At 67.7% G+C, this 23,862-nt stretch carries 17 protein-coding genes and 3 tRNA genes; 9 read left to right on the top strand and 11 right to left on the bottom strand.

Going from position 1 to position 23,862, the window contains the following annotated elements:
* Positions 1-3: 3 nt before the first annotated feature.
* On the bottom strand, positions 4-2,469 hold the full coding sequence (locus PIR02_03445) for a glycoside hydrolase family 2 protein (protein WZH37721.1): 2,466 nt from the start codon (positions 2,467-2,469) through the stop codon (positions 4-6).
* A 111-nt stretch (positions 2,470-2,580) separates the two neighbouring features.
* On the opposite strand from PIR02_03445, the gene PIR02_03440 reads away from it, so the two are divergent.
* Positions 2,581-3,729: an ROK family transcriptional regulator gene (locus PIR02_03440; protein ID WZH37720.1), complete on the top strand. Its 1,149-nt coding sequence runs from the start codon at positions 2,581-2,583 to the stop codon at positions 3,727-3,729.
* 180 nt (positions 3,730-3,909) lie between these two features.
* Here the strand turns inward: PIR02_03440 and PIR02_03435 are convergent, their stop codons facing one another.
* The 4 genes from PIR02_03435 to cwsA form a co-directional block, all read right to left on the bottom strand.
* Positions 3,910-5,166 (bottom strand): aminotransferase class V-fold PLP-dependent enzyme, encoded by a 1,257-nt coding sequence (locus tag PIR02_03435; protein WZH37719.1) that lies wholly within the window; start codon positions 5,164-5,166, stop codon positions 3,910-3,912.
* Positions 5,167-5,231: 65 nt separating this feature from the next.
* On the bottom strand, positions 5,232-5,489 hold the full coding sequence (locus PIR02_03430) for a glutaredoxin domain-containing protein (GenBank protein ID WZH37718.1): 258 nt from the start codon (positions 5,487-5,489) through the stop codon (positions 5,232-5,234).
* Positions 5,490-5,533: 44 nt separating this feature from the next.
* On the bottom strand, positions 5,534-6,661 hold the full coding sequence (locus PIR02_03425; protein WZH37717.1) for a glycosyltransferase family 2 protein: 1,128 nt from the start codon (positions 6,659-6,661) through the stop codon (positions 5,534-5,536).
* A gap of 172 nt (positions 6,662-6,833) precedes the next feature.
* Positions 6,834-7,982, bottom strand: coding sequence for a cell wall synthesis protein CwsA (gene cwsA / locus PIR02_03420; protein WZH37716.1), 1,149 nt, complete (start codon positions 7,980-7,982; stop codon positions 6,834-6,836).
* 115 nt (positions 7,983-8,097) lie between these two features.
* On the opposite strand from cwsA, the gene PIR02_03415 reads away from it, so the two are divergent.
* The 4 genes from PIR02_03415 to PIR02_03400 all read left to right on the top strand — a co-directional run bounded on the left by PIR02_03415 (position 8,098) and on the right by PIR02_03400 (position 13,002).
* A complete protein-coding gene (locus PIR02_03415; protein ID WZH37715.1) occupies positions 8,098-9,054 on the top strand; it encodes a Gfo/Idh/MocA family oxidoreductase in 957 nt (318 codons plus the stop codon).
* 60 nt (positions 9,055-9,114) lie between these two features.
* Positions 9,115-10,311, top strand: coding sequence for a chromate efflux transporter (chrA, locus tag PIR02_03410; GenBank protein WZH37714.1), 1,197 nt, complete (start codon positions 9,115-9,117; stop codon positions 10,309-10,311).
* Between the two features lie 88 nt (positions 10,312-10,399).
* A complete protein-coding gene (locus PIR02_03405; protein ID WZH37713.1) occupies positions 10,400-11,986 on the top strand; it encodes an AMP-binding protein in 1,587 nt (528 codons plus the stop codon).
* Between the two features lie 98 nt (positions 11,987-12,084).
* On the top strand, positions 12,085-13,002 hold the full coding sequence (locus PIR02_03400) for a hypothetical protein (GenBank protein ID WZH37712.1): 918 nt from the start codon (positions 12,085-12,087) through the stop codon (positions 13,000-13,002).
* A gap of 79 nt (positions 13,003-13,081) precedes the next feature.
* Here the strand turns inward: PIR02_03400 and PIR02_03395 are convergent, their stop codons facing one another.
* From PIR02_03395 to PIR02_03385, 3 genes are all read right to left on the bottom strand, one after another.
* Complete coding sequence (locus PIR02_03395) at positions 13,082-15,088, bottom strand: MDR family MFS transporter (GenBank protein ID WZH39075.1); 2,007 nt, start codon at positions 15,086-15,088, stop codon at positions 13,082-13,084.
* A gap of 411 nt (positions 15,089-15,499) precedes the next feature.
* Positions 15,500-15,676 carry a hypothetical protein gene (locus PIR02_03390; protein ID WZH37711.1) on the bottom strand — a complete coding sequence of 59 codons (177 nt, stop codon included), beginning with the start codon at positions 15,674-15,676 and terminating at the stop codon, positions 15,500-15,502.
* A gap of 39 nt (positions 15,677-15,715) precedes the next feature.
* On the bottom strand, positions 15,716-16,603 hold the full coding sequence (locus PIR02_03385; protein ID WZH37710.1) for a hypothetical protein: 888 nt from the start codon (positions 16,601-16,603) through the stop codon (positions 15,716-15,718).
* 843 nt (positions 16,604-17,446) lie between these two features.
* Here PIR02_03385 and PIR02_03380 point away from each other — a divergent pair.
* The 3 genes from PIR02_03380 (at position 17,447) to PIR02_03370 (ending at position 21,437) form a co-directional block, all read left to right on the top strand.
* Positions 17,447-19,507: an N-6 DNA methylase gene (locus tag PIR02_03380; GenBank protein WZH37709.1), complete on the top strand. Its 2,061-nt coding sequence runs from the start codon at positions 17,447-17,449 to the stop codon at positions 19,505-19,507.
* Positions 19,508-20,258: 751 nt separating this feature from the next.
* Entirely contained in the window at positions 20,259-21,035 is a 777-nt protein-coding gene (locus PIR02_03375; protein WZH37708.1) for a site-specific integrase, read from the top strand.
* 126 nt (positions 21,036-21,161) lie between these two features.
* The gene (locus PIR02_03370; GenBank protein ID WZH37707.1) at positions 21,162-21,437 is read left to right on the top strand and encodes a hypothetical protein; all 276 of its coding nucleotides are present in this window, start codon (positions 21,162-21,164) and stop codon (positions 21,435-21,437) included.
* A 386-nt stretch (positions 21,438-21,823) separates the two neighbouring features.
* Here the strand turns inward: PIR02_03370 and PIR02_03365 are convergent.
* From PIR02_03365 to PIR02_03355, 3 genes are all read right to left on the bottom strand, one after another.
* Positions 21,824-21,896, bottom strand: a tRNA-Phe gene (locus PIR02_03365).
* A gap of 64 nt (positions 21,897-21,960) precedes the next feature.
* A tRNA-Asp gene (locus tag PIR02_03360) sits at positions 21,961-22,034 on the bottom strand.
* A 28-nt stretch (positions 22,035-22,062) separates the two neighbouring features.
* Positions 22,063-22,135 (bottom strand) — tRNA-Glu (locus tag PIR02_03355).
* A 214-nt stretch (positions 22,136-22,349) separates the two neighbouring features.
* On the opposite strand from PIR02_03355, the gene PIR02_03350 reads away from it, so the two are divergent.
* On the top strand, positions 22,350-23,798 hold the full coding sequence (locus PIR02_03350; GenBank protein ID WZH37706.1) for a M23 family metallopeptidase: 1,449 nt from the start codon (positions 22,350-22,352) through the stop codon (positions 23,796-23,798).
* The last annotated feature ends 64 nt before the right edge of the window (positions 23,799-23,862 follow it).

The following is a 23,862-nucleotide window of genomic DNA, read 5'->3' as shown; positions in this document are numbered from 1 at the left end:
CGCCTATCTCGCGAGGGCACGTGCGATCAGGTCGTTCGCCGTGCGCAGGACACCGGTACGCGTGAACGCCGACGGGTCGATCCCTGCGGGAGCGCTGACCCGGAACACGTGCTGCTCGCCCGCGGTCAGGGTGACCATTCCCGAATCCACGCGAGCGGTCGGGTCGACCAGATCCACGAGGAGAGTGGCATCCTTCACCAGCGTCCGTGCGGTCGCCGTGACCTCGTACCCGTCCGCGACGGCGCGCGCGTCGACCGATACGGCGTCCTCGAGGGCGAGGGCGGTGTCGTCCGCGAAGTAGTACAGACCCCGTTCGCCGGTGGGCGCCTGGGCGATGAGGACCTCGCGCGACGTGTCGACCGGCACCCCCAGGGTGGGCGCGATGGGGGCGCTCCAGGCGGAGCGCGCGGCGACGTGGACGTCGAGGAGGACGGATGCCAGAACGGTGCCGTCCAGACGTTCGCGGCGCAGGCTCACCTGGCCGGTGATCTCGTCGTCGCTGTCGTTGTGCAGGACCACGCGGAGCCCGTCGCCCTCGAGCGCGGGCTGCACCGTGAGCAGCCGGGGCGCCGAGACGCGGCGCAGCTCGTACCAGAGAGGCTTGCGGTGACGGTGACCGTCGACGGCCGCCCACGACACCACCGGCCAGCAGTCGTTCAGCTGCCAGACGATCCACCCGCGGTTCAGGGGGAACAGGGAACGGAACCATTCGATCCCGAACGAGACCGCGCGGGCCTGGTTCAGCTGCATCGTCCAGTGCCAGTCCGCGTAGTCGGTGGGAGCGGGCAGGTGGGCGCCGAGACCGCGCTCGAGCTTGTCGTTGCCCTCGTTCGCCTTCTGGTGCGCGAGCATCTCGCGGCCGAAGGGGCTTCGGGGCTCGTCGCGCACGACGCTCTCGAGCGTCGAGAAGGCCGGCGGCCCCTGGAAGCCGAACTCCGACACGAACCGCGGACGGTAGGCGCGGTACCCGTCGTAGTCGCGCGTGTTCCACACGTCCCAGATGTGCATCGTGCCGTGCGCGTCGTCGTTGGGGTGAACGTAGGGGCTGAACGAGAACGGGCTGCCGTCCGAGTAGAACGTCGTGGGAGCCAGCTCCGCCACGATGCGCGGGAAGAGGTCGCGGTAGTACCCCTCGCCCCAGGTCCGCCCGTTCAGGCGTGAGCGCCAGTTCCAGTCGACGTAGCCCCAGATGTTCTCGTTGCCGCCGTTCCAGATCACGAGGCTCGGGTGACCGGTGAGGCGCGTGACGGCCTCGCGCGCCTCCGCCTCGAACTCGTCCCACAGTTCGGCGTCCTCGGAGTACGCGGCGCAGGCCAGCAGGAAGTCCTGCCAGACGAGGACGCCCTCCCGGTCGCAGATGTCGTAGAAGTCGTCGCTCTCGTAGAGGCCGCCGCCCCAGACCCGCAGGAGGTTCAGCCCCGCGTCCGTGGCGTCCGCGATCGACGCCGCGAGGCTCTCGGGGGTGATGCGGGTGACGAAGACGTCGTCGGGGATCCAGTCGGCGCCGTGCACGTACACGTCGCGTCCGTTGATCCGCACGGAGAAGGGGCTGCCGTCGACGTCGGGCGCGATGTCGACCTCGACGTGGCGGAAGCCGATCGCGCGCGACCACCGCGTCGATTCGTCGGCGCCGTCGCCGACCCGGACCTCCAGGTCGTACAGGTGCGCCTCGCCGTACCCGCGGGGCCACCACGGCTCGGCATCCGGAACGTCGAGGTCGATGACGACCGGCTGGCCGGGGCGCGCCGCGACCGTGGTCGACGAGCCTGCGACGCTCACCTCGACGGTGGTGGAGTCGTCGCTGTCGCCCTGCCACTCGAGGTCGACGTGGGCGGTGAGATGAGGGATGCCATCGACAATGTCGACCACGGGGCGGACCGCGGCGATGCGGACGCCCGTCCACTCCTGCAGGCCCAGGGGGCGCCAGATGCCCGCGGTCGCGAAGTCGGGACCCCAATCCCAGCCGAAGTTGCACGCGCTCTTGCGGATGGCGTTGAACGGATGGGCGTACGAGTGGGGGCGCTCGCCGAGGACGCCCTCCCGCTCACGGGCGTAGCGAACGGGGGAGCGGAAGTCGACCTCGACGGTGTTCTCCCCCTCACGCAGCACGGCCGCGAGGTCGGCGCGGTAGGTGCGGTGCTGGTTCGCCGTCTCGAGGACGACCTCGCCGTTCACGCGCACCGTGGCCACGGTGTCCAGGCCCTGGGCGACGAGGTCGACCCGGGCGTCGTCGCGCGTCGGGGTCCACGAGAAGGTCGTGCGGTAGCGCCAATCCGACTCGCCGATCCACGCCAGCTCCGCCTCCTGCGCCCCGGGGAACGGGTCCGCCATGAGCCCCGCCGTGAGCAGATCGGTGTGCACCACGCCGGGCACGGTCGCGGGGATGCCCTCGTCGAGCGCCGCGTACGCGTCTGGGCGATCACCCCGAGCGAGGGTCAGGGTCCAGCCTGCGTCGAGGGGGTGGTGCATCAGCGTCGGTGTCCTTCCGGGAGAGGCCGTCGTCGTGGCCCACCCGTCGAAGACGGGGCGGCGGTAGAATCGAGTCGGCGGGGGCGTTATTCAACCTACTAAATTAAGCTTGTGAGGGAAAGTATGCCGGGAGAGACGACCGGCGTCTCCACACCCTCGCTGGTGCTGGACGTCATCCGCACGCGCGGGCCGATCAGCCGCATCGAGCTCGCCTCGGCCACGGGTCTCACCCCCGCGACGATGACGAACGCCGTGCGCCACCTCATCGACCAGCGGCTCGTCATGTCGGTGGGTCATAGCGAGTCCACGGGTGGCAAGCGTCGCGAGCTCCTCGACGTCAATCCGACGACGCGCTTCGGTCTGGGCGTGCAACTGGGGCCCGAGTCGGTCCAGGTCGTCGTGGCCAACCTCTGGGGAGCCGTCGCGGGCCGCATCGGCGTCGCCGGGGCGGCGGGCGCCGCGCCGGAGGAGATCGTCGCGTCGGTGGCGTCGGCCGTCGAGGAGCTGCTCGCAGCGACCTCGCTCGGTGACGGGCTCATCGAGGGGCTGTGCGTCGCGGTGCCCGGCCCGCACGACGACAGCGGGGCGATCGTCGACACCCCGAGCCTCGCCGCGCTGGAGGGCTTCGCTCTCCGCTCCGCCTTGGAGGCGGCGACGGGCGTCGATGTCCGCCTCGAGAACGCGGCCCTCCTGTCGGCCGCGGGCGAAGTGTGGACCGGCGCCGCCGCGGACTCGCGCGCCCTCGCCGTCATCCATCTCGATGGAGAGATCGGTGCGGGCATCGTCGTCGACGGGCGCCTCCTCCGCGGCTCCCGCGGGCGCGCGGGCGACATCCGGCACGTGCCGATCGACCCCGCGGGGCCCGTGTGTCGCTGCGGACAGCGCGGCTGCCTCGCCGTCACGGGGACGCCGGAAGCGATCGCGGCGCGGTACCGCGACGAGACGGGCACCGCCTTGACCGCCGGGCGCATCGCCGCGCGGGTCGCCACGGATCCGCGTGCCGCCCGAGTGGTCGACGATGCGGTCGCCGCCTTCGGCCGAGGGGTCGTCGCGCTCGCCGATGCTCTCGACCTCGACCGTCTCGTCCTCTCCGGGCGCGGCTACGGCCGCCTGCTCGACCGCTACGTCGACGGGGTGCGCGATCACGCCCGTGCCCTCGGCCGCACGCACCTGACCGTGGCGGTGTCGGCCAACCAGCGCGACGCGGGGGCGGTCGCCGCCGCCGGCGCCGTGCTGCGCGACCACATCGACGCCCGCTGACCCTGGTCCGCGCCGCCCCACCTCCGCGCCGGTGCACCGCAGCCGCGCCGCGCCGCGCCTCCGCACCTCCGCCGCACCTCCGCACCGCGCCTGCCGACGTCGAGTGTCCGAGAACCGCCGCTATCGAGCGCGTCTCCTGGATACTCGACGAACGGGCCCCGCGGGGCAGGTCGTGCGGGCTCAGCCCTCCCCGCGCAGCTCGGCACGCAGGGCCTCGGCGACCGCGCCCATGCCGGCGACGACCTCGGCGAAGCTCGTCGACAGCGGCGACAGACCGATGCGGAGGCCTCCGGGATCCCGATAGTCGGGCAGCACATCGTTCGCCCACAGCCGCGCGGTGACCGCCCGCATCGCGGGGTGCGAGAGGGTGACGTGCCCGCCCCGCTCGGCCGCGGCGCGCGGTGACGCGACGCGCACATCGAGGGGAGCCAGGATGCCATCACTCACGCGCAGGGCGAACTCGGTGAGAGCGATCGACTTCGCCCGGACGGCAGCGATCCCCGCCGTCTCGAGGAGGTCGAGGGTGTCTTGCATCGCGATCATCCCGAGGATGGGCGGTGTCCCCGAGAGGAAGCGTCGCATGCCCTCGGCAGGGCGATACGTCGGTCCCATCGAGAACACGTCCGCCGCGCCCATCCACCCCTGCACGGGCTGAGTCAGCGTCGCGTGCCGCGCGGCGACGTACGCGAAGGCCGGCGACCCGGGGCCGCCGTTGAGGTATTTGTAGGTGCATCCGACGGCGAGGTCGGCACCCCAGGCGTCGAGCTCGACCGGCACCGACCCGGCGGAGTGGCAGAGGTCCCACAGCACGAGCGCCCCGGCATCCTGTGCGATGCGGGTCAGCACCGGCCCGTCCGCCAGGAACCCCGAGCGATACGACACGTGGCTGAGCAGGACGACCGCGGTCCGTGGCCCGACGGCGGAGCGCAGGAGGTCGGCGTCGACGCCGCGGGTGGTGTCGACCTCTACCCACACGACCCGTGCGCCGCGCTCCGCGGCTATGCCCTCGACGAGGTAGCGATCGGTGGGGAAGTCATCGCGCCCGACGACGATCTCCGTGCGCGCAGGATCCGTGGCCATTCGGGTATCGAGGGCGGCGCGCAGGAGCTTGTAGAGCAGCACCGTGGTCGAGTCGCCGATCACCGTCTGCCCCGCCGCCGCACCCAGGGTCAGCGCGCCGATGCGGTCGCCGATGGCGAAGGGCAGCTGCATCCACTTCTCGTCCCAGCCGCGGATGAGGCGTCCGCCCCACTCCTCCGTGACGAAGCGCACGAGACGCTCGGCCGTCGCGCGGGGCGGACGCCCCAGGGAGTTGCCGTCGAAGTAGATCAGCGGCGACTCGGCGTCGACGAAGGCATCGCGATGATGCGCCAGCGTGTCCGCGGCGTCGAGGGCAGCGGCTTCGGACGCGAAGGCGGCCGTCGGGTCGATCGACACAGGTGTTCTCCTCACCGCGCAGCCCGCGGTCGAGAGGGGCCTCTCTCGAGGGCACCCTCTCGGCGTCAGATCAGCGACAGCTCGCGGAGCTTGGCCTCGACGTCGGCGTTGCTGGGCTCGACGTGGTGGCTCGAGTCGGGGTAGACCACGACGGGGATGCTCGTGCGGCCCGAGATCTCCTTCGCCACATCAGCGGCGGCGGGGTCGGCCACGAGGTCGACGTACTCGTACGCAATACCGAGGTCGTCGAGCTGCTTCTTCGTGCGGATGCAGTCGCGGCACCAGTCGGCGCCGAACATGCGGATGGAGGCGTCAGAGGACATGACTCCAGGGTACGCCGCCCGGCGGTACCCCCGGCGTTCGGGGCTCAGGCGGCGAGTTCGTCCTCGAGAGGCTCCCGCATCGCCGACACCGCCGCGGCCGGGGCCTTCTTGGGCGCGTAGACGACGAGCGCGTGGAACACGAAGCGGATGACGAAGGCGGCGATCAGCGTCAGAGCCGCGGCGAGCACGCTCTGGATGTGCGCCTGGCTGACGAGTACCCAGATGACCGGGATGCGCACGATCGCCTCGATGCCGTTGAACGTGAACGACTTGATGAACCGGTGGCGCATGAGCCCGGACTCTTGACGCATGTCGGCGAAGACCAGGTACTCCAGCGCGAGGAAGTTCGCGACGATCGTCAGCACGCTCGCGATGACCGCGGCGACGAGGTACTGCACGCCGACCGCCTGCAGCGCCCACATGATCGCGAGGTTGGCCAGCGCGCCGAGGCCGCCGACGACGGCGAACGCCGACATGCGCCCGAAGCGGAGCATGGTGAGCTGCGTCAGGAAGCGCATCCCCTGGCTGAACGACGCCTTGCTCTCGCCCGCGAAGCGGGGGGCGAAATCGAAGGGGACCTCGGCGACGCGCATCTGCTTGCGCGCCAGGATCTCGAGGAGGATCTTGAAGCCGCGGGGGCGCAGCTCGTCGACGTCGAGCGACCGGCGGTCGATGAGGAAGAAGCCCGTCATCGGGTCGGAGCAGTTGTGCAGCTTCTTCGGGAACATCGCCTTGGTCAGCATCGTCGATGCCCGCGACACCATCGTGCGAACCGCGTTGGCGAGACCGTCCGAGGTGCCGCCGTCGACGTAGCGCGACGCGACGACCACGTCGGCGTCGCCGACCTCGGCGCGCGCGAGCAGGTCGGCGATGACCTCGGGCGGGTGTTGCAGGTCACCGTCCATGACGACGCAGAAATCGGATGCCGCGGCGCGGATGCCCTCGACCACCGCTCCGCCGAGGCCGCCCAGCGGCTCGTCGCGGTGGATGAGGCGGACCGGGACCGGCGCGTTCGCGGCGACCGAGCGGATCACGTCGGGGGTGTCGTCGGTGGAATCGTCGACGAAGATGATCTCGATGGCACGACCGGGAAGCGCTGCCGCCGTACGTCGAACGAGTTCGGCGACGTTCGGACCTTCGTTGAAGGTCGGAACGATGACGGAAAGGATCATGGGCGCTCGCGTTTCGAAAGTGAAGCCAGAAGTACACAGCGTAGACCGGCCGACGCGTGCTCAACTTGGTATTGTGGATCAGTTACCTGGGAGGAAGCAGGTGTTCATCTCGCTTCCCGAGTGGTGAAGCCCGCTCCGTGACAGGCCCCGGTCGTGTGACGACGGCCCGCGCTCAGCCGATCTCGGCTTTGAGGTCGTCGACCGTCATTCCGTAGTTCATCCGGATGACGGGCAGAGCGAGCTTGTCGGTGCCGATGCGCACGTACCCCGGCTCGATGGTGCGCCCCAGCTCGAAGCCCGCCCTGCGTACGCCCTCTTTCGTGGTGTCGTTGTAGTGGCCGAACGGGTAGGCGACGACCTCTTTGGCGCCGAGGATCTGCGCCGACTGCTCGAGGTCGGCGGCGATGGTGTCGGCGTCGTCGTTGACCATGCGGCCCTTGCCGTTGTCTCCCGCGCGGTGCATGTCGTGCGTGTGCGAGCGCTGGAGGACGAAGCGGTTGGGGGTCGGCTCGGTCCGCGCCGAGGTGATCACGAACGACGTCGTCAGCAGGTTGCGCTTGTCGACGATCGGGGCGGCGAGCTCGAGCCACGTGCTGTCGGCGTCGTCGTCGGTGATGATCACCGAGTGCTTCGGCAGGAACACCTTCCCGTCGATGAACGCGCTCAGCTCGTCCCACGTGGGCAGGTAGAAGCCGCCCTCCTGGATGTACGCCATCTGCGCGTCGAAGTCGCCGATGTAGGCGTAGTTCAGCCGCAGCCAGTTGTCTTCACCCTCCGGCTTGGTCGTGAACTGGTGGTACATCAGGATCGGGATGCCGGCATCCTCCGCCGCGTTCGCGTCGGGGGTGGTCCATCCGGCGTAGAGCGTCTTCTCCTGAGCCGTGCACGAGACGAGATCCGCCCCGTTCACGCGGGCCGGAAGTGCCATCGCCGTGGCGTCCGCGGCCGTCTCGTACCACCCGGCGAAGACGCGGCCCTCCGCCTGGGGGATCGGGAGCGCGGCGTAGAGCACGTCCTGCGTCTGCAACTGGGGATCGAGGGCGATCCCGTCGCCCGCGAAGGTCACCGCGCAGGCCTTCGGGTCGGTGGTCGACGCCAGCAGTGTCTCGGCCGGGGTCTTCGGCGTCGGCGTGGGCGTCGGTGTGTCTTCGACGGTCGGGGCCGACGTGCCGTCCGCCGTGGGGGCGGAGGAGCCGCGGGTGAGCGCGAACGCGGTCACACCCCCGGCGATGAGCACGATCGCCAGCGTCGCGACGAGGGTGCGGCGAAGACGCACGCGCCGGGAGGCGCGACGTCGGTGTTGGGCGCGGGTCGTGCTCATGATCCCCCCGGGTCAAGTGCGATCGGCAGCGATCATCGTGATCCTAGCCGGACGATTCGCGCATTCTCTGGCCGCTACGCGGTGCGGTCACGAAGCGACGCGCGATGATGGAGGGATGATTCGCATCGGCATCGTCGGCACCAGCAGCATCTCCGAACGTTTCGCCGAGGCGGTCGGCGTCGTGGAGGGCGTCGAGGTGAGTCGCGTGGCGTCGCGCGACGAGGGGCGTGCGCGCGCCTTCGCCGACACGATCGGGGCCGCGGGCACCGCGATCGGCCTCGATGAGCTGCTCGCCGCCGACGACGTCGACGCCGTCTACCTGGCCAGCCCCAACTCGGCGCACGCCGCCCAAGCACAGGCGGCCGTGGATGCCGGCATCCCGGTGCTCGTCGAGAAACCGGCGACGCTGACGGCTCCGCAGTGGGAGGAGCTCGTGGCGCGAGCAGGCGCGCGCGGCGTGGTGGTGCTCGAGGCGATGCGCTCCGCGTACGACCCCGGTGTGGCCGCGGTCGCCGAGCTGCTGCCCCGCCTCGGCCGTGTGCGACGCGTCTCGCTGCGCTACGAGAAGAGATCCGCGCGGTACGACCATGTATTGGCGGGGGAGCAGACGAACATCTTCGACCCCGCGATGGGCGGCAGCGCGCTGCGCGACCTGGGCGTCTACCCGCTGCACGCTCTCATCCAGCTCTTCGGGGTGCCCCGAGCGGTCCAGGGGGTGCGTATCGGGATCGCGTCCGGAACCGATGGCTTGGGGAGCGCCCTGGCCGCGTACGACGGGTTCGTCGCCGACATCGCCTGGTCGAAGATCACCGACAGCTCGCTGCCGAGCGAGATCCAGGGCGAGGACGCGACGGTACGGATCGACGCGATCGACGCTCCCCGCCTGCTCGAGCTGACGCCGCACGGCGCAGACGCAGAGACTTTCCACGTCGAGGCTCCGGCGAACGTCATGGTCGGCGAGGTCGTGCGTCTGCGCGACGCGATCCTCGGCGCCGACATCTCCGCCGATCACGATCGCACCACCGCCACCCTGCGTATCGTCGACGCCCTGCTCGCCGAGCCATTGCGCTGACCCCGACTCCTTCGCCCCCTCGTTCACCCGTTGTTCCCTCGATCGCGGTAGGACGGATCGATGCGCAGATCCGGCACGCCGTGGGAGGTCTTCCGCGCGTTCCTGCGACTCGGTCTGACCTCGTTCGGCGGCCCGATCGCCCACCTCGGGTACTTCCGCGACGACCTCGTGGTCCGACGGAAGTGGATGGACGATCGCGCGTACGCCGACCTGGTGGCCCTATGCCAGTTCCTGCCGGGCCCCGCGTCGAGCCAGGTCGGCTTCGCGATGGGGCTGCAGCGCGCGGGCTTCGTCGGCGCGATCGCGGCCTTCCTCGCGTTCACCCTTCCCTCGGCGGTGCTCCTGGTCGCCTTCGCGGGCGGGGCGATGGTGTTCGCAGGCCCGATCGGCGCCGGGATCCTCGAGGGGCTCACGATCGTCGCCGTCGCGATCGTGGCGCAGGCGGTGCGGGGCATGGCCCGCACGCTGACCCCCGACGCACCACGGGCCGGGATCGCGCTCGCCGCGGCGGCGCTCGCCCTCCTCGCACCCGGCGCGCTCGGTCAGCTCGGCGCCCTCGCCGTGGGTGTCGCCGCGGGACTCGTCCTCCTGCGGGGTGTGGCAGAGGGCCCCTCCTCACCGCTGCCCTCATTCGGCGTGCCCCGCGCGGTGGCGATCGGATGCCTCGCCCTCGCGGTCGCTGGCCTGGCCGGTCTTCCGGTCCTCGCCGTCGTGAGCGGCTCGGGCGGCGTCGCACTCGCCGACGCGTTCTTCCGCTCGGGTGCGCTCGTCTTCGGCGGCGGGCACGTCGTGCTCCCGCTGCTGCAGGCCGAGATCGTGCAGACGGGATGGGTCTCACCCGAGGCCTTCCTCGCCGGGTACGGGGCGGCGCAGGCGGTCCCCGGACCCCTGTTCACGTTCGCGGCCTATCTCGGAGCGGTGTCGTCGGTGGGACCCGGAGGCATCGGGGGAGCCGTCATCGCCCTCGTGGCGATCTTCCTCCCCGGGTTCCTCGTGCTGGTCGGGGTACTTCCGTTCTGGGATGCCGTGCGCGAGAGGCCCCTCGTGCGCGCGGCGATGCGCGGGGCGAACGCCGCCGTCGTGGGCATCCTGGGAGCTGCCCTCTATACGCCGGTGTTCACGACGGCGGTGACCGGTCCCGCCTCTTTCCTCCTTGCGCTGCTCGGGTTCGTGCTGCTCACGCGGTTCCGTGTGCCGGCGTGGGCCGTCGTTCTAGTGGGTGCCGTCGGCGGGGTGGGGATCGGTCTCCTCGATTGAGGGGAGATTCTCGGTCCCACCATTCGTGACACCGCGTCCCAACGGTGCCAGGATGGGCGCACGCCGCCCGGTTTCGAAGGAGAAGTCCGTGTTCCAGAGCCCGTACCCCCGAATCGACGTCCCCGACGTGAGCATCTACGACGACCTCTTCGGCTCGCTCGAGGCCGCCGATCTCGACCGCATCGCGCTCATCAACTCGGCGACGGGAGCGGAGACCACCTATGGCGCGCTGCGCGCTCAGGTCGACGCGTTCGCGGGCGCCCTCGCCGCACGCGGCGTCGACACCGAGACCGTGGTGGCCCTGCTCTGCCCCAACGTGCCGGCGTTCGCGACGGTGTTCCACGGCATCCTGCGTCTGGGGGCGGTGGTCACGACGATCAACTCGCTCTACACGGCGCACGAGATCGAGAACCAGCTTCGGGATGCCGAGGCCACCTGGCTCGTGACCGTCTCGCCGCTGCTCGGGCCCGCGGCCGAGGCCGCCCGCGCGGTCGGCATCCCCGACGAGCGCATCATCGTCCTCGACGGAGCCGAGGGGCACCTCGACCTCCGGACGCTGCTGTCGGAGGGGCAGACTCCGCCGGAGGTCACCTTCGACCCGTCGACGCACGTGGCGGTGCTGCCGTACTCGTCAGGCACGACCGGCAATCCCAAGGGCGTCATGCTCACGCACCGGAACCTCGTCGCGAACGTGCACCAGTGCCGTGAGGTCATCGAACTCCACCGCGACGACCGGGTGCTCGCCGTGCTGCCGTTCTTCCACATCTACGGCATGACCGTGCTGCTGAACCTTGCCCTCCGGCAGCGCGCGACCCTCGTCACGATGCCGCGGTTCGACCTCGCCGAGTTCCTGCGCAGCGTCCAGGATCACCGGTGCACGTTCCTCTTCATCGCGCCGCCGATCGCCGTGGCGCTGGCGAAGCATCCGATGGTCGACGAGTTCGACACGTCGACGGTCCGTACGGTGTTCTCGGGGGCCGCGCCGCTCGACGGGGAGACCGCCGAGGCGGCCGCTCGTCGCCTCGACGCCCGCATCCTGCAGGGCTACGGCATGAGCGAGTTGAGCCCCGTCTCGCACGCCGTTCCCGCAGACCGCACCGACATGCCCGCCAGTTCGGTCGGCGTGCTCCTGCCGAACGTCGACGCGAAGCTCGTCGACCCCGAGACCGGCGCGGAGATCGAGGCGCACGGCGACGACGGACTCACCGTCCCGGGCGAGATCTGGGTCCGCGGTCCGAACGTGATGCTCGGCTACCTGGGCCGACCCGATGCGACCGAGGAGACCCTGGACGCCGACGGCTTCCTGCATACCGGCGACATCGGCGTGCACCACGAGAGCGGGTACTTCTCGATCGTCGACCGGCTGAAGGAGCTCATCAAGTACAAGGGCTACCAGATCGCCCCCGCCGAGCTGGAGGCGCTTCTGCTGTCGCATCCGAGGATCATGGATGCCGCCGTCATCGGCGTCGATGACGACGACAAGCAGGAGATCCCCAAGGCGTTCGTGGTGGCGGCGCCGGGCTCGGGACTGACCGCCGACGACGTGATGGCGTTCGTCGCCGCCGAGGTCGCGCCGCACAAGAAGGTGCGTCGCGTGGAGTTCATCGACGCGATCCCGAAGTCGACCTCGGGCAAGATCCTGCGGAAAGACCTGCGCGCCCGCGAGCGCGCGTGACGCTGCGCCGGTGAGGGGGACATCGAGCAGCGTTCCGAAGGCGCCGTGCCGTATCTTCGGCCTCGGGCACGCCAATGCTCGGGTGAGAGGGGACCTCCATGGCCTGGTTCGCGAAACGCACGCCGAAACCGCACGGCAACGACCGCATCGCGTGGATGACGGCGACGGCACAGCGTCTGTTCGCGGAGCGGGGCATCGAGACGACGATCTCGCACGGAGACACCGACCTCGACGTCACGCTGATCGCCATCGACGGCCAGCGCTACTTTCTGCGCAACCTTCTGGCCGCCACCCGCGATGCGTCGCCCCGGGAGGCCGAGCAGATGGCGCGGGCGCACGTCGAGTCGCTCGCGGCCGACGCGACAGGACACGACGTTTCACGCCTGAGCGCCGAGGAGGTGCGGCAGAGAATCCGCACGCGCCTCCTCTCGAACCGCGATCTCCGCCCCGATGAGCCGCGTTTCGACTACGCCCGTCCGTTCGCCGACGGACTCGTCGTCGCCCTCTGCATCGATCTGCCGCACACGGTGCAGACCCTGGGTGACTCAGCCGTTGCCGACCTCGCTCTCGACATCGATGAGCTCTATGAGCAGGGGCAACGGAACACCGATCTCGAGCCGATCGACGAGCACGACACTCTGCCGGGGGGAGTGCAGATCTTCGCGGGCGCGTCCCTGTTCATCGCCTCCAAAGCCGTCCACCTCCCGGCCGTCATCGCCGCGCCGCCTCAGGGCATCGTCTTCGCCGTCCCCCACCGGAACATGTTGTTGGCTGTTCCTCTGACGGATGCCGACGCGATCACCGGGGTGCAGCACCTCGTCGGCATCACCGAGCGTGTTCTGGGTGACGCGGTGCCCGGCGGGCCCGTGTCATCCGATCTGTTCTTCGCGCGGGATGGTCGGGTCAGCCGGATCACGGAGACGGATGCCGCGGGCACCCCGCACATCGTCGTGGAAGGCGACTTCCACCAGGCGCTCGAGGAACTGGTTGCGCGCGACGACGGAGCCCTGAGCTGACGACGGCGGTCGCCGCAACAGCATTGCGGCGACCGCCGGGTCGTGGTCGAGCGAACGGCTTCTCCCGCCCGCTTCGTGGTTACGGCGCGAGCAGGGCACCCGTCTGGACGGCGGATTCCTCCGCGCGCTTCTCCTCGTCGTCGCGGCCGCGACGCTCGTCGGCGGCCTCCTGCAGTGCGGACTTCGCCCGCAGCGGCGGCGTGCGGAAGAACAGCGAGAGCACGAAGGCGAGGAGCACGACGGACATCGCGACCCAGTACACGCTCACGGCCGACGAGTTGAACCCGACGAGGAACGGCTTGGTCAGGCGCGCGTCCGCTCCGACCAGGAACGAGGTGTCGTCGAGGGTGGAGTCACCGATCGAGGTGTTCTCGTCTCCGGCGGAGAACTGCTCCTGGAGGTTCGTGGCGACCGTGTCGACGAAAGCGGCGCGCTGAGACGCGTCGGAGAAGTCGAGCGAGACGGTCCCGTCCGCCGCGATACGCGCGACCGGGATCTGCTGCTGGATCTGCGTCGTCGCGGCGGCGATCGCCTGCGTGACGGCCGCCTGGGTCGCCTGCGCCTGCGCTGCCGCCGGGATCGCGCCCGCCGCGACCTGGGCCGCGACCGCTTGGGTCGCGGCATCCGTCGCCTGCTGCACGCCCTGCTGCACCTGCTGGGTCACGGCGTCGGTGGTGCGCGTGACGATCGGGGTGTAGATCGACGACATGATCTTCTCGTTCGCCGGAGCCGACGCCACGGTGGGGTCGAAGGCCGCGTCGAGCGCGTCGGTCAGGGTGGTGCGGTCGCTGAACGAGCCGATGATGTTCGTCGGCATGAGCGTGAACAGCAGCGACAGCAGCACCGCCGTGCCCAGGGTTCCACCGATCTGGCGGAAGAACGTCGAGCCGCTGGTGGCCACGCCCATGTCGCGCAGGCCCACGGAGTTCTGGCTCGCGATGGTGAGCGTCTGCATCAGCTGGCCGAGACCCAGGCCGATCACGAGCATCGCGATCGCGACGTGCCAGTACGGGCTGTCGTACTTCAAGAACGTCAGCAGGAAGAAGCCGACCGACATCAGCAACGTGCCGAGAATCGGGAACATGCGGTACCGGCCGGTGCGCGCGATGATCTGCCCGCTGCCGATCGACGCGATCATGAGGCCGAGGATCATCGGCAGCATCTCGAGCCCGCTCTGCGTGGGGGAAGAACCCAGCACGAGCTGCAGGTACAGCGGGAGCGTCAGCATCGCGCCGAACATGCCGAAGCCGACCAGCACACCGATGACGGTCGCCATCGAGAAGGTCGGCGAACGGAACAGCTTCAGCGGGATGAGCGCGTCGTCCTTCATGTAGGTCTCGGCGATGACGAAGGCCAGGATGCCGAGAGCCCCGACGATGTAGCAAGCGAGGGCGATCGGCGAGCCCCAGCCCCATTCGCGGCCCTGCTCGGCGACCAGGAGCAGGGGGACCAGCGCGACGATGACCGTGGTCGCGCCCCACCAGTCGATGCGCACCGAGTGGCGCGGCTGCTTCGGAATGTGGAGGAAGCGCCACACGATCGCGAGCGCCACGATGCCGATCGGCACGTTGATGAGGAACACCCAGCGCCAGCCGGTGATGAAGAGGATCTCGCTGGCACCGGCGAAGACGCCGCCGACGAGCGGTCCGATGACGCTGGAGATGCCGAAGACCGCGAGGAAGTACCCCTGGTACTTCGCGCGTTCCCGCGGCGCGAGGATGTCGCCCATGATCGCGAGCGGCATCGACATGAGACCCCCGGCACCGAGGCCCTGGATCGCGCGGAACGCGGCCAGCTCGACCATCGAGGTCGAGAAGCTCGCGAGGATCGAGCCGATGATGAAGATGAGGATCGCGATGAGGAAGAGCGGGCGCCGACCGAAGATGTCGGAGAGCTTGCCGTAGATGGGCGTCGAGATCGTCGAGACGATCAGGTACGCCGTGGTGACCCACGCCTGCAGGCTGAGGCCCTGCAGGTCGTCGCCGATGGTGCGGATCGAGGTGCCGACGACCGTCTGGTCGAGGGCGGACAGGAACATGCCGGCCATGAGGCCGAAGATGACGAACATGATCATGCGGTGCGTCATGACCGTGTCGGTCGCCCCCGTTCGGGGAGCGTGCGCGCGGCGGCTGCGGGTGATGTCTGACATCGGGGCCTCTTCGTGAGAAGGCCTGGCGGACGGCTAACGGCTCGGTCGGGCGCCAGGTGTTTGCTAAAAGTCAACAAAGTGTAGCGCTGTCTGAGCGGGTACGTGACCAGGTCTCCTGTTCGGAGGCTCGCGAGAACAGGGGATCGCGTCGAAACAGGGCGAATCTCGGACCCGGCGGCCTGTTCACGGCGAATGCCCTGTTCTCAGCGCGCCTTCGCGGCGAGAGACCCGCTGCGGATGACTGGCTGATTCTGTGGGGAAGAAGTGCTGCCTGAATGCGGGCAAGGCGGCGGCCCTGGACTGTTCCCGGGCCGCCGTGGCCGGTTGTTCACCACAAGGGGAGAACGTCTACTTCGCGCGGGGAGATCTCGTTGTGCCGTAGTACACCGAACTCCATAGGAGGAAGCCGGCGAAGAGCACCCAGCCCACCCAGGCCGGGATCATCTGAGCGACAGCGAGCGCCATGCATGCAAACCCCAGAAGCGTGAGTGCGACGAGTCCGAAGCGGAAGATCCTTTTCGTCATGGTCCGAATCCTGTTCGTATCTGCGTTCAGCCTGCCGACTCAGGGGCAGTGAACTGTGCCTCGGGGTTCGATGAAGGGGTTCCACGAGGGAAGGAACGCTGGGGGAATCAGGTATGCCACCGCTCCGACACAGTTGCCCTGGCCATAGGCGACGGCGGCCGTCCCGCCTGTGATGCCGGCTCCCGCGGCGCAAGCCACACCGGCCCACGGGCCCCCAAGCGCCGTGCAGCCCGCAGTGAACGCCGTGATTCCGGAGGGTGCCCCGTTCGCGAGGTCACGGGTTTCGCTTCTGTTGAGGTAGACCGAGCACCAGCCGACGCCGCATTCCGTCGTCGGGTCGGCCGTCACGGGGAATGCGGCTCCTTCGAGTTCGACCTTCTGAGTAATGATGTTGCGCGAGACGGTGTAGGAGGTCTCGAGGCTCTGCCCGTTGGCATCCTTCGCCCAGGGGGCGCTGATCTTGTTCATCCAGGTGTCGTCGGCAGCCGAGACGGTGACTGATCCGTCATCGTTCAAGGTCAGCCGTGTCGACGCATCACCGACGGTGAAGTCGTATGCATCGGGAGCGGTGCTGTCCTTGATGACGACGAAGCTCGCGTTGGCGCCGACGCTCGACAGTCCCGTCACGAATCCGTACGAGGTCGAGTCCTGCACCGTTGCACCCACCCGATCCACGTACCGAGCGGTGGCGTCCGTCACCGGATTGATCTCGACGCGCTCAGGCGACGGCTCGCCCGGTTCGACCGTCGTGCGCCGAAGGGGGGTGGGCTGCTGGGCCTCTTGCGTGACGTGCGGAAAAGCTCCTGCCTGGCCGAGGAGGCCCTGCGATTCGACGACGCTGAGCGTGTCTACGGACTCGCCCCCGGCGAAGGCCGGCGCAGACGGGAGTGTCACGGCTAGCAGCACCGCGGCAACACCGGCTGTCATTCGCGGGTGACCTCGCAGCGGGGCGCGGGTTGAGACTTTCGTTGTCATTGAGTGCTCCAATCGGGGGAATGGAAGCGTGGCCTGGTCACCGCGCCACTTCGACCCTGTCCCCGCCCTGAGCCAGCCTGCAGTTGCGCCCCAGCTCGCGCGGGCGGGTGAGTCTTGTCGCGCCATGTCGGTATCTGCGGAGTCTTCGTCGTCATAGACGGAAGAGGATTGTCGAGCCCGACCTCGCCCTGGCCGACGTATCCCGTCGAATGCCGAGGGCCAGCCCGCAGAATCGGATCGAGGTAGAAGCGACCGTGAAGGTCGGTGCGGCGTCGCGCGAGCGATTGTGCGCACCGTCGTTTCGGCTGGCAGGAGTGCCGTGCGATTTCGCCCGCACCGTCGCCCGGAAGATTTGTTGGGGAGCGTTGCGCGCTGCCACGAGGACGGGGGTGCCGCGGCACCCGGGCGATCGGAGTCGAAGCGGCTCGTTCCCTCGCATGTCCTGTTCTCGCCGCACCGGGACGCCTGCGAAGGGCGGCAGGCGCCCAGGTCGCGCTGGTCCCCGTTCTCCGTGCCTCGCTGAAGAGGTCGGCCTCTTCGGCCGCGGCGACTTGCTGTCCGCGTCAGCGAACCAATGGGACCTAGGAAGACCCCGGCGGGTTCAGGCGCCGTCGACGTAAGAGGCTGCCAGTGCTCTGCTTCGGATGGCGGTGAGCAGGTCTGTCATCACTGCTCGGATGAAAGCCCTACCCGCCGAAGGGTCGACCCGGTCCCCGTGAGAGGTAGAACGGGCGTTCCTGCAGAAAGTGCTTGACGGCTGAATATAGCAGTAAGCACACAGTGCATAATGGTGAGATGCAGTCCTTTGATGGCCAGATGCGCCGGATTCACGACCACCTCTACGCCAGTGCCAACATCAGGCTCCCGGAGGACTTGCAGGCCGAAGTCGCGAAGGTCATCCAGACTCTCACGTGGCTGGCGGTCATTGAGGATGCCCCAGCCCACGATCCAAAAACACTTGGTCTTGCCCTCGGTGGTGATCAGAATGCCGCTGCCCTGATCGCGAACGAGCTGCGTCAGGCATTCACCGCATACAACGGCGCGATGCGACGTTACCCGCGCCAGGATGGCGCATTGAAACTTGACAATCTCAGCTTGGCGTTCATCGCTGCGTCGCTGGCGTCGATCGATATGAGCGACGCGGCTCGCGACTGGCTCGGCGACGCCCTCGAGGTCTTCCGCTCCACGGCCGCGAAGCGGTTGGGCGGTCAGTTCTTCACCGACCAGCGGGTAACTACTCTCGCAATGGACCTTCTCCAATTTGATCCGATAGAGGACGACCTCGTCGACATCTGCGCCGGCACGGGAGGATTCCTGATCGCTGGGGCACGCCGCGCCCAGCTGCGCGGTGCGACGGAAGCCCCGAGGCTGATTGGCGTCGAGATCGATTCGAGTCTTGCTCACCTGGCCAACAGCACGATCCAGCACATGGCCAATTTCCCGGCGGATGCAGTCTTCAACGCTGATTCCTTCCGTCCTCCCTCCCAGTGGCCCCTCAGTCTCCGCAAGGCGCTTGTCCCCGGGACGCACAGGAAGCTCGCGACAAACCCGCCCTTCGGGCAGAAAATCACGATCAAGGACTCGTCCATCCTCGAGCGCTACGAGCTGGGGCATGTCTGGTCGAAGGGCTCAGAGAACTGGACGAAGAGTAGTCGCACGAGTCCGACTCCGCCGGACATCTTGTTCCTTGAGCGGAACGTTGACCTGGCCATTCCTGGCGAGGGGCGGCTCGCAATCGTTCTTCCTTACCAAATTCTGTCAGGGCCGAAACTCGGATATGTCCGGGAGTGGATTCTCCGTAACAACCGCGTCGTGGCCGTCGTCGATCTTCCCGACGACACTTTCCAACCGTGGACGGGTACCAAGACTGCACTGCTGGTGCTGGAACGGCGAGAGACCCCCCTGCCCTCTTGGGCTCAAGAGGACTACCCGGTATTTATGGCGGTGTCTCGGCAAATCGGCCACGATCGGAGAGGAAATCCGATCCTTGGAGAGGACGGTCGGGTCGTGTGTGATCTACCGGACGTTGCTGAGGCGTTCGAAGTATTCATCGACGGTGGAGATCCCTCGACTGAGTACTCCGAAGCGTTCTCCGTCTCATCATCGCGAATAGATTGGGCGTCAGATCTGCGTCTGAACGCGGCCTATTACGAGCCGACGAGTTCGGAAACGATTCGGCTCGTCCAGGAGGTGGGCGAGGACGCTGACGTTGAGATCGCGACGATTGGATCAGTTTCTAAGCGCATCTTCTTCCCCGGCAGATTCAAACGTAACTACGTGGCGGAATCCGACACTTCGGTGCCCTTCTTGGGCGGGACTAACGTAACTCAGCTCTTGCCAACGAATCGAAAGTTCGTCTCGTCCACTGATCCGAGGATCGAGGAGTTGCGGGTGGAAGCCGGCTGGATTCTCGTCACGCGAAGCGGATCAACAGGGATCGTGTCTAGCGTTCCGGCGGCGTGGAACGGGTACGCCATGTCTGAACACGTCATCCGCATCGAGGTCGACGAGGAGAAGATCCCCGCCGCATACGTCGAGGCCTACCTGCGAAGCGAAATGGGCCAAGGCCTGCTAGCCCAGGGCATTTTTGGCAGCGTGATCGATGAGATCACTCCGGAACATATTGCCGCACTGCCGTTACCGGTGCCGAAGAATAAGCAAACCTTGATTGAGATTGCGTCGATCCAGGCGGCTGCGAATGAGCACAGAAACGCATCGATCCTAAGCTTCTGGAACGCTCGTTCGACTTTCGAGGAACGCGTTGGACGGCAGTTCATCGGCCTGAGGAAAGATGCCGATCTCAGCCTGTCGGCTGATGATGTCGTCAATAAGGGCCAGAAACTCGTCGAACTTTAGGTCGTTCTGCAGGGTGTTCGACCGCTCCAGCATCAGGAATGTGTTCTCGGGCTCGTGACGACCCCCGCGGGCCAATGGCACGAAGTGACCGGATGTTACCATTCTCGGCACTTTCAGGAAGGCTGAGAAGCTGAACTCCCGACGCATGATGGGGTCTAAGTAGGCGCCCGGTGCGATTTCGTGGTTGAGAAGCCAGTGGAAGGCAGAGCGGAACGGCAGATGGTCAACACTCGGCGCCTCCGCGAACGAGAGAGATTGCAGAAAGTACTTGATCTCCACCAGCTGTGCGTCCCGTTTTGTCGCGAAGTACTTATGGTCAGAAGGAAGGGACCATCGGTTAGCGCGATTTCCGTCAGCTGCGTTCTGCGGTCGGCCGGGCCCGATAGATGAGAAGACGGCAGTCGGAGCGGACCGACGCCCTGAGTCTCGGAATTTTCGAACGATTGTTTCAGCCTTGGCCTTCGGGTAGCCAGCCGCGGCCATCACGCCGCGAAAAAGCCGTGGCATACGTTCCATCACTGCATCGACGTCGAGGTCGCTCATCGAAGGGCCAAGAGCCCCAAGCCCGCTTACTTCGTCCAGCAGGCTGGCGAGTGGATCAGGAATTGAGGAAGTCAACGCGGGCTCGCATTCATGGACGAATTATAGCGAGTGGTGCGTCTGATATTTAGATGGCCGAACGCCTCGCGCGGCGCTGAGGAGTGCATACGAACGGGCATGGCGAATACGCGTAAAGCCCTCACCCGGCCACGTGAAGCTCGAGAAGCTGACCTCGGGTGAGATTGAGGCTGCGGTGGCGGTCTGGTCAGGCAGCGCGTCAACGAAAACCGACGCTCTCGCTGTTCTCAGTCGACTTCTCGACGGAGCGGTACGGTCTCGCGTGGTCGCTATGAACCCAGCGCGTCTCGTTCGCAGGCCTCGCGGCGATGCTTCGAGAAGCCTCCGCTCGCGCGCCCTGACCGCGGCGGAGGTTCCCTTTCTGCTCGATGCGATCAAGAGCGGGAGTTATCGCCGCTACATCGCTGGCCCCGTCTACACCGGGATGCGTGCCAATGAGGCGACCGCCCTTCGGGTCGAGGATGTGGACCTGGCTAGGAGGACCATTCACGTCCGCCGCTCGTTCACTGTCGGGAACGACGGGAAGATGCTCGCGGTGACGCCCAAGAGCCACAAAGAACGGGCTGTGCCGATTCCCGCCGCACTCGTGCTTCATCTTCAAGCCGCCCGTGCGGGTAAGGCTCGAGAAGATCTGGTGTTGACCGGACCTCGAGGTGGCCGGCTCAACGCTTCCAACGTGCGTAGAGCGATCGATTGGAGCGAGCTGAGAACTCGACTGAACCGGGCTGGCCTTCGCATTCATGACCTGCGCCACACTCTTGCAACCTTGCTGTTCGATGCGGGTGCTGCAGCGAATGATGTGCAGGCCATCCTCGGGCACTCGAGCATGCAGATGACCGAGCGATACAGTCACGCGCGTTCCGACGTTGCCCAGCGTGCGGCAGCTGCTATTGACTCCTTGTTTGAATGAGATCGCAAGGATCTACTCGGCTCGGAAGGAGACCCAGTGATGATCCACTATGACGAGGTAACGACAGCAAGACATCTTCGGCCGCCAACTTCAGGCCCATCACACGTGCGAGCCAGCGGTTATGCCGTGGAGATCGACCAGCGCTGGTTCTGGTTCCCCGCCATCGAAACCGCATACGTCTTCGCACGTGCCGGTCGAATGGCTCTCGGGGTCACTGTCATGAACATCGTGGAGGCATCCACTGAGACGAAGTTTGATCACGCGCTTGGTCGAGATGTCTCCGTGCTGACGCTCTTGGAGGGCGGAGGCGTTAGCGCCGACTCAGTAGAGGACCAGAACCTGGTGCGTCGCTTCGTTGAAGGAATCGACTCGAACAGCTCCTACTGGCCGGAGAAGCCATGACTGAAGCGAGCGGCGCGTCGTCGGCACCGCACAACAGGGTGTCTCCCTACGCTGCTGCGCAGCCGTACGCGGACGGGCAGCTGTCGAGAGATGTGTTGGTTGAGGTGGTCAGTTCGTGGACGTACGCATCTCATGAGGCACGAACGAGTGGCCTCCATGACGACCTGCTCAACTTCGTCCCGGTTCGTTCGACGAGGTGCAGGCGGCGTACGTCGAGGGACTCATAGATGCGCCGATCTACGAAGCCGCTCTGGGGGCGCTCCGGGCGCAGGTTCTGGCCGCTCCTCAAACGTCCCGGCCCATTCCCGGCCCCGCCTGTGCCGACGAGTGACGCAAGAAGGCAAAGAAAAAGGCCCCTTCCCAGTAGAAGCCTGAGAAAGGGCCAGTGGCTCCGACGGGCGTCGATCCCGTGACCTCACGATTTTCAGTCGTGCGCTCTACCAACTGAGCTACAGAGCCTCGCGGCACCATGGATGCCGCGACCGAAACGAAAGGCCCTCCGAAAAGGGCCCGTCGCTCAGAGCGACCCTGACGGGACTTGAACCCGCGACCTCCGCCGTGACAGGGCGGCACGCTAACCAACTGCGCTACAGGGCCATGCGTATTTAGTTGTTCTCCCGGAAAGTGACCCCAACGGGATTCGAACCCGTGCTACCGCCGTGAAAGGGCGGCGTCCTAGGCCGCTAAACGATGGGGCCGGATGAGCCTGGAACCTTGCGATTCCATCCTCGCTTGCCGACGACCGAGCCTACTTCACAATCTGCGAGATTGCGAATCGAGGGCGTGGCGTCCGTGCCGGAGGCGGTTCGAGGGCGGAAGATGGGCCGCGACAGCGGGAACTCGCCCTGTTGCTCCTGTGACTCGTGTTGCTACTGTGTTCCGAGTTGCGAACCGGTGAGATGAGGTATTCCCGTGACGCTCGAGCGCCCCGAAGATCCCGATGACTGCGGTTGCGCGCCCTCACCCGGTGAGCGGCGCCGCCTGTGGCCGTCCCTCGACCGTCGGAGCGCGCTGAAGCTGGGTGCTCTCGGTGCCGTAGCGGTCGGCGCGTTCGGAGCGACCGTGCCGTCGTTCGGGTCTCCCGCGTACGCCGCGGACTACCCCTCGTGGGACGACGTCGAAGCAGCCCGGGCAAACGAGGCTGCCAAGGCCGCCGAGATCACACGCATCCAGGGCCTCATCCAGCAGCTCCAGTCCGAGGTCGCGCGCACGCAGGCCGAGGTGGTCGCCCGCTCCGACGAGTACTACGCCGCGCAGCAGGCCTACTTCGACGCGGACTACCGCGCCCAGCAGATCCAGGCGCAGGCCGACGCCGAGGCGCAGAAAGCGACCGACGCTGCGACCAAGGCCGGCAAGGTCGCCGCGCAGTTGTACCGCTCCGGTGGAGACGACACGTCGCTCGACCTGTTCTTCTCCGGCTCCGCCGCGACCGCCGACGACCTGCTCGCCAAGCTCGGCACGATGGACAAGCTCGTCGACCGCAACCGGTCGGTGTACGCGGCTGCCGTCACGGCGCGCGACAATGCGAAGAACCTGAGCAACCAGGCCAACGACGCCCGCGCCGAGCGCGACCGCCTGCAGAAGATCGCTCAAGAGAAGATGGTCGCCGCGCAGCAGGCTGCGGATGCCGCTCAGGCGGCCCTCGCCGCGCAGCAGACGAACCAGGCGACCCTCGAGGCGCAGCTCGCCGCCCTTCAGGACACCACGGCCAAGACCGTCGCCGACTACCAGGCCGGTGTCGAAGCCGAGCGCAAGGCCCGCGAAGAGCGCGAGCGCAAGGCCCGTGAAGAGGCCGAGGCCCGTGATCGCGCGGAGCGCGAGCGCCGCGAGCAGGAGCAGCGCGACCGCGAGGCCAACAACAACAGCGGCGGTGGCGGCGGCGGCGATGACAGCGGCGGCGGCGGGGGCGGCGGCGACAACGGAGGCGGCGGGGGAGGCCCCGGCGGCTGGTCGCGCCCCTCGTGGGCCGGCACGACCTCGGGCTACGGCCCGCGCTCGAGCCAGTGCAACGGCAGCTATTGCGCCAGCTCGTGGCACCTCGGTCTCGACTTCGGCGCCGGATGCTGGTCGCCGATCTACGCGGCGTTCGACGGCCGCGTGAGCTACGCCGGATACAACGGCGGCTACGGCAACTACATCCGCATCGAGCACCCCGACGGCTCGGCGACGGGGTACGCCCACATCGTCAACGGCGGTATCTACGTCTCGAACGGCCAGTGGGTCAACTCGGGCCAGCAGATCGCGGCCGCCGGCCAGACCGGAAACTCCTTCGGCTGCCACCTCCACTTCGAGGTCTACCCGCCGTGGGGCGGGACGACCGACCCGGCGCCCTGGCTGCGCTGGCGCGGCATCGACGTCTGATCTCGGCTCGGACACGAAAGAACCCCCGGTCTCGGACCGGGGGTTCTTTCGTGTGTCCTGACGG

Source organism: Microbacterium enclense, assembly GCA_038182865.1.
Lineage (GTDB): Bacteria > Actinomycetota > Actinomycetes > Actinomycetales > Microbacteriaceae > Microbacterium > Microbacterium enclense_B.
The sequence above is the reverse complement of the archived record's forward strand: the minus strand, read 5'-3'. Positions and strand labels throughout refer to the sequence as shown.